The following is a 14,298-nucleotide window of genomic DNA, read 5'->3' as shown; positions in this document are numbered from 1 at the left end:
CGCGAGTCCGCTCACTTGACGACCAGCGTCGCGTCATGACGCTGACTGCCGTGACAAAAGTCGTGACAGCCCGTCACTAGTGTGCTTCCTGCGCTCCGTCTTAGGATGGAGAGGAAACTTCTGGAGGGCGGTAGCACAAATCTGCTGCCAGTCGACTAGAACGTCAAGGCGGAGGGTTTGCATATGAAGAGAACAGGGCTCGTCAGAACGGTTGCATTCATTATTATCGCGTGTCTATTGTTGAGCGGCTTGCCGCCTATAGCGATTGCGGAGTCCGGGAACGTGGCAGGCACGACGGTAGGAGGGCAGAGCGCCGAAGCGGAGACGGTTACGCAGTACATCGGGGAGCTCGTCGACGCAGAAGCGGACACGGCCGAAGAAGGGGAGGCTCAGCCGAATCCGCAGCCGGAGGTTGCGGATGAGTCGGCCACTGACGACGAGGAGAAGGAGAAGGAGCCTCAGCGTCCGGCACAGGTCGAGAGCTTCGAGTGGACGCTGCAATCGTATGACATCATCCTGTTGTCGTGGACCTATCCGGGGCAGAATGATGTGACGTTCCGCATTGCCCGCAACGGGGTCACGATCGCCGACAATGTCGAGGCCCATTTCTACACGGACCGTGGACTGGACGAAGCACGATCGTACCGATATGAAATATGGGCCGTTAACGAGCAAGGCGAGTCGGAAGCGCCGGCGCAATTGACGGCAGGTACGAGCAACGCCTATCAAATGCCCATCTCCGTCGCATACGACGGAGCGGTCGCAGAAGCGGAGATGCCGGTCGTCAGCGAGGACGGGACGTCGGTGGCCTTCGTCTCCACCGATCCGGACATCCTCGAAGGCGCGCCGCCTTCCCCTTATCCGATTCTATATGTTCGGGATATCCGGACCGGCGTAACGGAGAGAATCTCTCAGTCCGCGCCTTTCCTTGACATCCCGCAGCATGCGCCGGTCTTCAGCCGGGACGGCTCGAAGCTGGTGTTCCAGGACGGCAGCAACGGTTCCGCCCGCATCTTCCTGTACGACCGGAAGTTGGATCGGAACGAGTGGCTCGAGATGCCGATGAGCCAATCCGCCTATGAGCCTTCCTTGAGCGGCGATGGCAATATCATTGCCTATACCGGACGTACGGCGGCGCCGGGCGGTTCGGGCGAATATACGGATGTCTATGTCTATAACAAGTCCGCCCGGCATACGACCCGACTTGATATTCCGGGACGGGAGCAAGCGGCCGGCGTTCTGAACGTGCATCCTGCCGTGAGCGGGGACGGGCGCTATGTCGCTTTCGTCAACGGGTCGAAAGGAATGGGGACCTTGACGCCGCATCTGTTCCTCTACGATCGCACGATCGGCGCGATCGAGGAGATCGACTTCTCGCGGCTGGGCGTTCCGGATCGGGTAGAGGACGCGGCGATTAACCGGGACGGCTCCATCATCGCCTACATCGGGAGCGGCTTGGATTCGCCGACATCGGTGAACATTTATAACCGGACGGAAGATCGCGTGGAGACGATATATGAGGTTAATTCCGGTGTCGGCCCGGACATGGCGTTCTCGGATCCGTCCGTATCGGCCGATGGCCGGTATGTCGCGTTCCATTACGAGAACAGCTCGCCGGATGATCCGGCGTCCGGTCCGTTCACGGAGAGAAGCGGCGTCGTTCGGTACGATCGGGAAACGGGGGCCTTCAAGCGAATCGGCCATTCGGGGGAGGCGAGTGATGATCCTTCGATTAGCGGAGACGGCAGCAAGATTGCCTATCGCACGGCACAAGGGGTCTATCTGGCGTGCTTCGCCGGCCCTTGCTATGAAACACCGGATCCGGGCCAGCTGATCGGCTCGGCGAGACGGGTGCCGAATCAAACGATCCACGGCCAGGCCGTATACGGTACGGGCGTCAACCTGCTGGCCACGGGCCGGCCGGGTCAATCGCTGGAAGGCGCGATCGCCTATCGCGTTCTTACGGAGGGAGGTGCCGTAGCGGATCAATCCGCTGTCGTTCCGCTGACGGAGACTGCGGGGAGCGGCGTATATACCGGAAGCTTCGCCTTCCCGGAGGGTACGGTTGCGGTGCAGTCGTACGCAGCCAGACTTGCGGATGACCCGAGTGTAAGCGTCGCTTCCGCGCAGCCGCCGTTGAAAGTTTCCGGTCAGCTTCATGTGCGGTTAACGTCAACCGAGCCGGGCTTCTGGGCAGGAGGCCGGCTGATCCTCGCCTCCGAGTCGCGCCATCAAGGCCATCAAGCCGAGCTAACCGGGGAAGACGAATATGCGCTACCGCTGGGCGATGCCGCCGACTACAAGCTTACGGTAATCGGCAATAACGGAGCGAGGCTGTATGAGCAATCCGGCATCGCCGTGAAGAACGGCGAGCGGGTCGAACTGAATCTCGAGCTGACGGAAGCCGCCTCCCTAACGGCGAAGCTGATGTCTGAACAAGGCGAGGTTATAACGGGGATTCCTATCCAGATTCGATCCAACACCGGCGCGATGCTGCAAAGCGGCGTGACCGATGACAATGGAGAGTTATCGCTGCAAGGACGGTTCGAAGCAGGCGAAGAGATTATCGTCGTACCGATCGCGCCGAAGCCGTATCGGACCGTAGCTTCCCGGAGGATCACGCTTGCGGCGGGGCCGAACGACGTTGCGTTCACGCTTCCCATGTATCGCAAAGGTACGGTTGCAGGTATCGTGACCGGACGTAGCGGGCCGCTGTCCGGGGCCTCCGTGACGCTGCATCATGCCGAATACCCGCCGCTGCGAACCGTAACGGATGAGGAAGGACGTTATTCGCTGGAAGCCTATGAAGGTCATTACGAGCTTGCGGTGACGGCAGCGGGCGCTGCTTCCTCCGGCGGCTTCGGCCAGACGACGAACGTATCCATTGCCGCGGCGGCCACGATTCAGAAGGATATCGCGGTAACTTCGTTGGGCAAAGCCAAAATCAGCATCGAGCTGCTTCAAACCCGGCTGGACGGCGTGTCGAACAAGATCGCGCTTCACGACGGCTTTGATGCCGCACGATACGGGATGACCGTCGAGGCGGTCGAAACCGGCGGCTGGCAAAGCTTGCACCAGATCAGCTACTTGCAATCCGCGGCGATCTTCCAAGGGATGCCGGGCGAATCGTACCGCATATGCGCGAAGGGTGCGGACAACACGGCCGGCAGCGCTTGCCAGACGGTGGAGCTAGACGACTTCCGTTACGGGGAAGCGACGCTCCGGCTGGAGGAAGCGGCACGGATTACGGGACGTTTCCTCGCGGAGTCGGGGGCGCAGTATGCCGAGAATACGCTGCGCCGCATCGATCCGGAGGACGAAAGCCGCCAGACGGTGGTTCGGCATTTCGACACGGACGCCTCGCACCGGTTCACGCTTTCGTTGGCGGAGCCGGGGACGTACGAGATCGTCTCGCGAAACTGGACGCCGTCGTTCCGGGTTGCCCGTCAGCGCATCGTCGTATCACGGGGCGAAGTGGCGGCGCTCGGGGATATCCCCTATGCCACGAACGATAAGAAGTTCGAGGGGAAGCCGGATAATTTCCTGACGGCACAGCCACAGCAGGTGCTGCCGGGGGATAAGGTCGCCATGCGCGCCTCCTACCGGCTGGCCGGCGGATCGGTCACGGAAGCGTCCTGGCTCATCTCCGTGCCGGAAGGATTCGCCTTTGTCGAAGGCAGCAGCACGGTCAACGGGACGCCTGCCGCGGCAGCGAAGGTGTCGGAAGCGCGATACGAGCTGCCGATCGGCAGCATAGGCGCCGGCCAATCCGGCGTGCTTACCTACTGGCTGCAAGCGAAGGAAGGGCTGACCGAGGATGCGGAGGCGCAAGTGGCGATCGCCTTCCGTTCGGGGACGGCGATGACGGAAGAGACTATCGGCCGGGCGGTCTTGACGGCGGTTGGGGTCACCCTTGAGCCGGCGCAGGAATATGTCTCTGTCCCGCAAGTCACATTGAGCGGCCGGGCGCCAGCGAACTTGATCGTGCGCATCTACAAGGACGGGATCCTTCATGGGCAGACCGAAGCGTCGCCGGGCGGCATCTGGCTGTATGAAGCGAAATGGGAGGAGCCGGCCGTGGTCGAATTGGGCCGGGATTCAACGCCGACCTATGCGTGGACGGCAGAAGTATCGACGCCGCAGCGGCTGCTGGCTTCGGGCAAGGCGCTGGTCACGTACGACAAGCACCGTCCGTCGCTATCGGAGCTTGCGCTGAGCACGGGGGCAAGCCGCCAGCCGGTGAAGATCAAGCCGGCCGACGGCGTATCCCGGTTCCCGATCAACTATCGCAGATATCTGGACATGAAGATGACGTTCGCGCATACGGAGCGGGTCGAGAATGTGCGGGTCGAGATCGGCAGCAAGCTCGTCATCCCAGCCGAGTTCGATCCGCAGACGTCGACCTTCATCGCGCACACCTCTGCCCCGGAGAGCCTGATGGGCGAAGGCATCTACGTGAAGTATGACGTCATTCCCGAGCCGTTCCAGCCGGGTCCGACGCCAACCGCTGAGCAATGGGAGGAGCTGTTCGCGCAAGCGCCGGAGGCATGGCGCAATGCGGCATACCGCGTCGGCGGCGGCATGTCTGGACCGGATGCGAGCGGCTTCGTGGCGACGCCGCCGATTCATGCCGAATTCGATATCGGCGGCAAGCAGTCGGACGTGACCATGAAGTGGAAGGCGAAGGCGGTTCGCGGCGCCTTGGCCGAGCATGAGCCGTACCGGCTTGAATATCACGTCATCCCGTCAAGCAACGAGCTGCAGGTCGTCATGACCGCCAGAGCCGAATTGTACGGCGACTTGGGCAAGCAGATCGTGGGGTTGTCGGCCATGAAGGACGACGGCGGCGTCATCAAGGATAACGTCGACCATATCGTGAATGTCGTTTCGTTTGTTTTTGACGACAGCAAATTCATGGAGATCGGCGGCACGCTCTGGGATCTGAAGGACTACGTCATGGACGGCCTGGATTTCGGCGGTTATGCGGACAAATTGCTCGCTTTCCAGGATTATGTCAATGAGAATGAGTGCCTCGGGAGATTAAAGGAGCCGTACCTCCAAATGATCGACGACCAGTATGAGCATGCGAAGAACATGCTGGTCGTGAAGTATTTCACGACAGGCATCGGCCTGGTCGCCGGAACGTTGACGCTCGCCGTTCCGCCTGTCGGCATCCTGGCGCTGTCGACGGCGGCAACCGTGCTCGGCGACGCGGCCAAGAACGATTGGGACGAAGGTCTCGACTATATGAAGCAGGAGTTCGACAAGCATATGGAATGGCGGCGCGCGATGGAAGACGCGGGCGTGCTGGAGAGCTGCACGTATAAGCCGAAGAAGAAGGATAAGGTCGGCGAGCCGATCTGGATTTTCGACCCGAGCGGTTATGTGTATGAAGGCATGCCGTCGAACCGAGTGCAAGGCGTAACGGCAACGCTACTGTACAAGGATCCCGCAACCGGCGAGTGGGGGCCATGGAACGCGGACTGGTACGGGCAAGCGAACCCGCAGGTTACGGACAAGGAAGGCAAATACGGCTGGGACGTTCCGGAAGGCTGGTGGCAGGTCGTCTATGAGAAGAAGGGCTATGAGCTTGCGCGAAGCGAGGAGCTTAAAGTGCTGCCGCCGCATTTTGACGTGAATATTCCGATTACGACGCTGCAGCCTTCGGAGGTGTCCGGCGTCCGGAGTATCGGGGCAGGGGAGGCGCTCGAGCTGCTGTTCACGAAGCCGATGCTGGTTGCTTCGGTGACGGAGGAGCTCCTAACCGTGGAAGGGGCAGACCATGAACCGGTTCGCGGGACGTTAACGGCGATCGGCGCGGAGCATGATATGCAAGGCCGTGCGCTGGCGAAGACGTTCCGGTTCACGCCGCAAACGCCGCTGCAGGTCGGAGCCGCCTATGAGCTGACAATCGAAGGCTCGGTGCTTAGCTATGCCGGCGTGCCGATGAGCGCAGACTATGCGGAATCGATCGTTATTCCTCCGGCTGACGCTAAGCCACAGGATGCGATCCGCAACGTTCAGATCTATCCGGGCAATCGCTCGCTCGACGTGACATGGGAGGAACTCGATTCGCTCGAGCTTGCGAAGCTCAGAGTGGAGTGGCGTAAGCAGGGAGAGACGGCTCCTGCGGGAAGCATCGAGGTTGCGGCCGGTGTCGGTACCGTTCATCTTGGCTCGCTCGAGGCGGGCACGGCTTACGAGGTGAAGGTCGCCACGGTGAATGTGAACGGGGTGGCTTCTCCTGGCGTTCCAGCGCAAGGCTCCACCCGCGCTGCGGTCGCTGACGCGGATCTGCAGCCGCCTGCAGAAGTCGGTACGCCGGCCGTGCATGCCGAAGCCGAAGCGCTTACCGTGACATGGACCGATCCGGAAGATGACGATTACCGATCCGCGTTGATCTCATGGAGGGAAGCGGGGAACGGTGCGTTCAGCTCGCCCGTCTACCTGGACAAAGGCGTTCAGGAATATCGGTTGGGCGGTCTGAAGGCCAAGACGCGCTACGAATTGAAGATCGCGACGATGGACCAACATTACAACGAGTCGGCTGGCGTAACGGTGGCCGACTCGACGGGCTCGGGCACGACCGGCGGCAACAACGGAAACAACGGGAATACCGGCAATAACGGCGGCACATCCGACGGCGATACCGGTTCAGGCAAAGGGGAGTCCGTCAAGGTATCCTCCAAGGGGGCCGATTGGATGGGGTTTGGGGGCGATGTTCGATTAACCGTGCCGGAAGGCGCATTCGACGAAGCAACCGTGCTTCGTATCAGCCGGCATGACGAGGCAGGTTCCCTTCAGCCGAAATACCGTTCCTTCAGTCCGGTCGTGACGCTTGCAGCCGAGCCGGCGGCAAGCGCGGGCAGCGCGCGGTTCCGTAAGCGCGTACGGCTTTCGATCCGCGTCGTCATGCCGCCGAAGGAGCTGATCGATACGCTTAAGCTTGGCATCTACCGGCGGGATGAAGCAACAGGCCGATGGGTATACGCCGGCGGCGCATGGCATGCGAAGCAAGGGGCAGTCGAGGCCGATATCGATCAGCTCGGCCAGTACGCGGTGCTGTCTTATGCCAATCCATTCCGAGATACCGCAGGTCACTGGGCACAGCAGGAGATTGACGTGCTAGCTTCCAGGCACATCGTAAGCGGCATCAGCGAATCGCGCTTCGAGCCGAACCGTCCGATTACGCGGGCCGAGCTCGTGACGCTCTTATTGCGGGTTGCGAATCCTGGCGCAGCTGCAACCATAGACGCGGTTCAGGGCAGTGGCTTCAAGGATGTGGCGGAGGAGTCGTGGTACGCGCCATATATCGGGACTGCAGTGAAGCTCGGCATTGCGACAGGCAGCAATGGCAGCTTCAGGCCGGACGATCCGGTGACGCGCCAGGAGATGGCGGTCATGCTCGGACGCGCGCTGCAGCTGAAGGCCGATGGCATGGCGCAAGAGGCGGATTTCGCGGACAACGAGCGAATAGCGGCGTGGGCGAGCGCTTACGTGCTTGCTGCCAAGCAGCTCCGGCTCATTCAAGGCGTCAGCGGCAACCGCTTCGATCCGCACGGGCTTGCGACCCGCGCGCAGGCGGCTGCCATTCTCTACCGCGCGCTGAATCATTTGGGGATGCTGCACCAGGACTAGAATGAAAGGAATGAACGGCCGTTCGGTTAGCGGTTAACCGGGCGGCTTTTTTTGCGCGTTGCAGACCTCGAGGGGCAATCGCCTTCCGCGAGAGCCAGGAATCGAGCCCCTGGCTTCAAGAGTGCCTCGGAAGCATAAGCTAGCGCTCGCCCTGGGAGAATGCTGTCTTTCCGATAGGAAACTCAAACCAATCTCCCATTTGTGAACGGATTCCATCCACAACCAATTCTATTAAAGAATCCGTGAACAACAGCGATCGGAAGATCATCACTCTTGCGCAGCAACACTTGCCAGGAACTTAAGTTCAACTTATATAGCGGGAGGATTTCCCGAACGATTATGAGCGAAGCGCGAGAGGCAGGAGGAGCATGGCGTGCGGGGAGGACAACCGGAATTACCACGGGGCCTCTTTGAAGCGGGCAACGGCAGAAGTATGCTGCCTGTAGAGAGAGGGGATGGATAATAATCATCCTTTGATTGGTCGCCGTAGAGGTGGAATTCGCGAGAAGCCCGCTGTCTCATCGAACGATAGCGCGCCGCGCGTCTTCAGTTATTCGAGGACAGGTTCCATCGGAGCCTTACGGTAGCCATGCCCAAGAAGGGATGTACCCACAGATATGCTTCTACAGCTTCCACAGTTGCACGCATTGGGCGATGTCACCGTCAAGCCCGGCTCGACGCTGCCCTTGCGCCGTCTGAACGATTTCGAGCTGGTCTACTTTCCGGTCGGGACCAATTCGGTCGTTATGCTTTGCTTCCTGGTCTCAATGAAATCAGGAAGTTTATCAGAGTGATGTAGAAAGGGAACAATTAATGCTGTTCATGGCTTTGAGACACTCTGTTCCTTCTGCCGTACCTACGACGAACATTAACAGCAAGAGCAGTAGTAGTTGTAGTAGGTGGTTGTAGGATGACAAGAACATGCATACAAACGAATCCGCTAAAAATGCGGATTTTTTTATTTATGTATCCAAAGTTCTTGTCATGGGTCAATGACAAGAACTTGAGCACATTGCCGAATTGTGACAAGAACTTGGGTGCATTGCCGCTGTGCCAAATTATCATTGTAATGACAACAGCTGGTATTAGACAACAATGAGTAGAGTACATGAGAAAAACAATGGAAGTCCAATATTCACAGCCGGATACGGTTGACCGGGTAATCCCGCATGGACCCGGGTGCCGTCCGCATCCCTGTATTCAATGAACAGGTAGCGCTGATCCTCGATGTTCTTTTCCTTCGCCCAGATTTGCAAGCCGACTTCTGTCTCCCCCGTATGTAACCAACCCTCATTATCTATCATTTCAGCATCCCTCATCTCTATCATTACCTCTATTTAAAGCGTAACACACTATATCCTCACATAAAGGGATAGGACCTATAGCCCAGTTCCATTTTTTATGTCAGAATAGATACAAATTATATTGGAGGTTCTTTCCATGCGAAGAAGGTTGATTAAGCAGCCGTTTACTCATGCGAAGCAGCGCTACCTTTTGACGCTGGATACGGACGGCATGAAGCTGTACTTACGCTGTTACCAAGGCCTTAGTGAGAACAATCCCGAGGTTCCGCTGAAGGAGGAGTCGCTCTGGGACAAAGTCTTCGATCTCATCAGCAATCTGGAAGGTTCCGACTTAGCTGTAAATGCCCTTAGGACGCCAGATCGGATTTTACGCCGAGTTAGGGAGCTCTGCAAAATCCCGTATCCGCCCATCCTAGAATGGGATGCATTGATTGAGCAGCTACAGCGTTCGGGGTCTGTTACGTACGAAGGGGACCTGGAAGGGCTGATTACCTATCTGGAGTACCGGCAACTCCCAGTTATCCATTTCGCACACCGCGGAGAGCGGACGATCGTGGATGCGAGTCCGGGGAGCAATCATGTGCGACAGGTGCTGGATGAATTAAAGAATGAAATGGACGAGTTGGATTCAAAGATGAAGGCTCTAAAAGCTCTCCATACTGATATATTCGAGCGGAAGCGGCGGCTCGATCGGCAGGGCGGTGTTCGCGCTGATTGGTAGATTCTTAAATCGTAGATGGGGATCTTTTTGTCGCTTGCAAAGGAGTAACGACTCGGTTATATACCATGTTAGATTTACTAGGTTAGAGCTTAAGGCAGTGTCGCATTCCATAACTATTTGGAAGGCTACTTTTTTATTAATTACTTGGTTTAAAAAAATTAAAGCAACTTGGCTTTGTGTTTTCAAAGCCAAGTTGCTTTTTTATATACGTATATTTTTTCGTTGACTTGGATGGATCTAAATGGTGAATTTTGCGGGTGTATAATTATTCAGTGAATGTATACTGACTTAAAGAATCGATTATTTTTTTCTAATGAATTCGGGAATAATGGCGATGTTAAGGTCGCCAGATGAATTGTCGTCTAATGAATTGTGGAACAACAACAACGAAACTATGCGGGTTTGCGTGCTTCGTTTTCTAAAGAATTATGGAATATGACACGTGTGTGGTGTCATAATTTTTGAGAAAATTTTCAAAATTAATGAGACTGGATTTTCAGAAATGATGAGAAATATATAAATATTCACTTATATGCAGTTTGGGTAAACGTTTATTGGGAAACAGCCGAATCAGTCAAAGGATTTACCGAATAATAAAGAGGAGGCATTATTTAATCCGGCAATAGATCGTCTACACTAAGTTGGACAGTAAAATTGAGGGCTAGTAGAATAAGCACATAAGAAACAAGGAGCGGATCTACAATGTCCCAACAAAGAAGAACGTTTACGGCAGATTTCAAGAAACAGATGGTGCAGTTGTATGAGAACGGAAAGTCGAGAGCGAGTATTGTTAAGAGTACGATCTGACTGCCTCTGCATTGGATCGTTGGATTGAACAAAGCAAAAATTCAGGTTCCTTCACTGAGAAGGACAACCGCACGCCTGAAGAAAATGAACTGCTTGCATTGCGTAAGGAAATTCAGCAACTCAGAATGGAAAACGACATTTGAAAGCAAGCCGCGCTGATCATGGGACGAAGGTAAACGTGATTCGCAACAATGCGCACAAATCGCTGCCACGCAGCACGTACTATTACAAACCAGAAACGGCGGATACGGAAGAAGAACAACAGTTGGAGTATGCCATTGACAAGATCTTTAGGAACAGCAGAAACAACTACGGTACTCGCGAGATTAAGGTCGAACTCAGGAAGACGAAGATTCTCGCTTCTCGTCGCCAGATTGGCCAGATCATGAAGAAGTATGGTCTGGTTTTCAACTATACAGTTGCACAGTACAAGCCATCTAAAGGGGATCCTGACGAAGCGCCAGTCGGTAATAAGCTTCAACGAGAGTTCCAGCAAGACGAGCCTTACCTGCGGTCTATGTGCGAGTCGCTGGAAAATGGCACTATGTGTGCTTATTTGTTGATCTGTTTAACCATGAAATTATTGGGTGTAGTAGTGGGCCTCGTAAAGATGCACTCCTTGTCTACAGAGCAGTAGCAAGCCTCACCGTGCCTCTCCATCACATTCAGATGTTTCATACAGACCGTGGCAGCGAGTTTAAGCTAATCTCCGAAGCACTTCAGACATTTGGGATTACTCGTTCTCTTAGCGCGAAGGGCTGTCCGTATGACAATGCCGTGGCAGAAGCCACATTTAAGATCTTCAAAACGGAGTTTGCCAACCAGATCCATTTCCCCCCAATGTATTGGGGGGATGTTTGTGAGAGACAAGTGGTCAAACTCTCAAATAGATATGTTGGATGTTTCGGGAGGGATTATGATGCAGGAGGGAGATGTCATCGCATATTCTGTCTATAGGCTCTGGGGGATAGTCCGTAAACTTTGGTAAACCGTCGCGTGAAATAGTTGCTGTCGTTAAACCCGCATTCGTAGGAGATGTTCGTGATGGGGAGTCTGCATTGCCGGAGCAACGTACGCGCGCGCGACAAACGAAGTTGTTGCAGGTATGAAATAGGTGTCGTTTGATAATAAGATTGGAAGATCCGATTCAGATGTCTAACCGATATATTGGATTTGGCCGCAATTTCCTCCAGCGTAAGAGGCTCCAGGTAATGATCTTCAATGTAGGAGAGCGCATTAGCCAAATGCATCAGGTTGCGGTCCATGCCATTCTTCTGACTGTCATACTGTCTGGATAAATAAACGACAAGTTCCATAAACCGAGAAATAAGCATCGTCTGATGGCACGGAAGCTTCTCGTTGTATTCGTTGATCATGACGGAGATGACGGATGAGACGTGTTCCATGCTTGGAATAGACAAACTGAGCCTGCTATGAAAAGGTTGAAGATTGTAATAAAAAGGTTCCAAAACGAAAAGTGCCTTGAAACCGTTGGATACTTTTAAATCCGGACCGGCCATTCGAAATAATTCGGGCCGAAACATAATATTGCAAATTTTAAATTCATGAGGATTTAGGTAAGCATGGGGGGTAGCCTCATGAATGACAAATACGTCTCCCGTCTTAATAAAGTAAGTTTCTGAATTTACAACGTGGGTAGCGTTCCCGTTCAATACAATGACGAGTTCGGTGAAGTCTTCATGCTGATGAAGATTCGTGTTTTCTTCGTGCCCGCCATACTGGATAAAAAACGGGAATTGCTCGTCATCCGTAAACCAGTTCAAATAAACGGTATTCAAGATATCGCCCTCCACAAAAAATGGATCATCTATCATTTTTGTCTACGATTAACCATTGTCGTATTTTAGCCCCTGTACATGTAAGATTTTATAATGAGCGTGTAGATACAGATAACGCCTTAGATTGTTACAAAATTCATACTAAAATTAATGAAAAGGCTTACACGCTATAGATTCGAATTTCGCATGGAAGTAGTTTCGTTGCAATTACAAACGTAAAACGCGTAAGCGATTCGAGCATTATGCTCGGCTCTCTTGCGCGTTTTTTTGCTCGTGCGAAAAGGGAGTAGTGACGCCGACTTCGTAGGATCATGACTAAATGTTGCTATTTTCATGTCCAAAAGATGAAGGTTTGCATCCATTTTTTACAATATGATTTTTTAGAAGTAAGGGACACGTTGTGGATTTCAATCGTCTTATACGCGTGCAATGAATTCGATATGGCTTTCAATTGCGCTGCGGCGTTGAGCGGCCAGGAGGTGATAAGCGCGGAATGATCGAACGGCAAGTTTGATATTTCATTGAATTGACAGCGGTTACATTAAAATTGCAGGGGGATGAATATGAATAAAAAACTGGTTATGCTGCTTGTTAGTCTGATGTTGATATTTTCTTTAGCAGCTTGCAGCGGCGGAAGCGGCAACGGAAACAGCAGCAATAGCAAGAACGATCCAGTACGCACAAATGCAGCTTCGGAGGATTCTTCCAACGACGCGGCGGCGACGAATGCTTCCGAGGGGACCAATGACGTTGCAGAAGGCGCGGGCGATTCCAAGGAAACGCCGGAGATGGATTTTGATATGGGCGGCAGAGTGATTAAGATTGTAAACTTCTGGAGTTTGGAAATCCCGGAAGACAATCCTGATAATATCCAAAGGAAGAAGAATCTTGAAGCTCTGATGAAGAAACATAATTTCAAAGTTGAATACGTTGTCCTCGATCAAGCCGAGTACCAGAACAAGGTTACAGCCTCACTGCTTGCTGGCGAACCGGTAGGCGATATCATCAGCTTAGCCAGATCGTACGCCATTCCAACGCTGGTAAGTCAAGATCTGTTGTGGCCGGTTGACGAATATACGAAAAATGACAAAGTGTTCGATCCGAATGTATCGAATAAGATTATGCAGTATAAAGGGAGAGGGTATGGCTTTGGCGGGTACCCGGGCGGAGCAACCGGTTTCTTCTACAACCGCACGTTGATGAACAATCTCGGCATGAAACCGCTTCAAGAATATGTGGATGAAGATAATTGGAACTGGGAAACGTTCATTCAAGTGATCAAAGAGGCTAATAAAGATACGAACAACGATGGAAAGCTTGATACATGGGGATTGGCAGGTGCCGGGTTTTTGGATTCAGCGCTTGCCTCCAACGAGACAGGCTTGACGAAAGAGGACAAGCAGAACCTGGATGATCCTAGAACCGTTGAAGTTTTGAATTTCCAATCCAAACTGAGTACTGAAAAACTCGTCAGACCTTCCGAGGGCGGCGATTGGACGGAGCCAAGTCAGTTTTTCCGTCAAGGTAACACGTTGTTGTATTTAAGTGGAGCTTATGAGGCGGAAGGTCTGAAGAAAGACATGAAGGATTTCGAGTTCGGCTTTATTCCTTTCCCTAAAGGACCGAATGGAACTTCCTACAATACGCCTGATAGCAATCCGTGGGCAATGGTAATTCCGAAGGCAGTAGAGAATCCGGAGCAGCTCGTTTATATCTGGGAGAAAATAGAGACATACGACTCCATTTATGACTATAATCTCCAATCTTGGTACGAGACGTTGTTTGATAACGAAGTTGATATCAACAATGTTAAAGTAGCGTCTAACAGATTCTATCTCGACAGCTTAGCTTCGTTCCCGAGCATGCCTTATTATAAGTTCGCTGACGATATTAACAAAGGCCAATCCGTATCCACGGTCATCGAGACGTACAAAACGCCTTTCCAGGCGGCAATCGATGAAGTCTACAAGAAATAACGATTGAAGTGATCAAACAGTCCGCATCTCATTTACGGATGCGACTGTTTGCA

4 protein-coding genes and 1 pseudogene are annotated in these 14,298 nt (G+C 53.8%); 4 read left to right on the top strand and 1 reads right to left on the bottom strand.

The annotated features are described in order from the left end of the window. The first annotated feature begins 183 nt into the window (after positions 1-183). The 3 genes and pseudogenes from BCM02_RS05255 to BCM02_RS35880 all read left to right on the top strand — a co-directional run. The gene (locus tag BCM02_RS05255; RefSeq protein ID WP_148928026.1) at positions 184-7,638 is read left to right on the top strand and encodes an S-layer homology domain-containing protein; all 7,455 of its coding nucleotides are present in this window, start codon (positions 184-186) and stop codon (positions 7,636-7,638) included. A gap of 1,440 nt (positions 7,639-9,078) precedes the next feature. Beyond that, positions 9,079-9,663, top strand: a complete 585-nt coding sequence (locus tag BCM02_RS05250; protein WP_148928025.1) for a hypothetical protein — start codon at positions 9,079-9,081, stop codon at positions 9,661-9,663. A gap of 702 nt (positions 9,664-10,365) precedes the next feature. After that, positions 10,366-11,286, top strand: a pseudogene (locus tag BCM02_RS35880) (IS3 family transposase); the annotation flags it as partial. 119 nt (positions 11,287-11,405) lie between these two features. Here the strand turns inward: BCM02_RS35880 and BCM02_RS05235 are convergent. Beyond that, on the bottom strand, positions 11,406-12,269 hold the full coding sequence (locus BCM02_RS05235; protein ID WP_148928022.1) for a helix-turn-helix domain-containing protein: 864 nt from the start codon (positions 12,267-12,269) through the stop codon (positions 11,406-11,408). Between the two features lie 563 nt (positions 12,270-12,832). Between BCM02_RS05235 and BCM02_RS05230 the strand changes: the two genes are divergently transcribed. Further along, positions 12,833-14,245, top strand: coding sequence for an ABC transporter substrate-binding protein (locus tag BCM02_RS05230; RefSeq protein ID WP_148928021.1), 1,413 nt, complete (start codon positions 12,833-12,835; stop codon positions 14,243-14,245). Positions 14,246-14,298 lie beyond the last annotated feature (53 nt).

Origin of the sequence: Paenibacillus methanolicus (assembly GCF_008124765.1) — a bacterium.
Lineage (GTDB): Bacteria > Bacillota > Bacilli > Paenibacillales > Paenibacillaceae > Paenibacillus_Z > Paenibacillus_Z methanolicus.
The sequence above is the reverse complement of the archived record's forward strand: the minus strand, read 5'-3'. Positions and strand labels throughout refer to the sequence as shown.

Bases quoted from the DNA above. Each gene is read 5' to 3' on its own strand.
- BCM02_RS05255 (WP_148928026.1), top strand. From the start codon at position 184: ATGAAGAGAACAGGGCTCGTCAGAACGGTTGCATTCATTATTATCGCG.
- BCM02_RS05250 (WP_148928025.1), top strand. From the start codon at position 9,079: ATGCGAAGAAGGTTGATTAAGCAGCCGTTTACTCATGCGAAGCAGCGC.
- BCM02_RS05230 (WP_148928021.1), top strand. From the start codon at position 12,833: ATGAATAAAAAACTGGTTATGCTGCTTGTTAGTCTGATGTTGATATTT.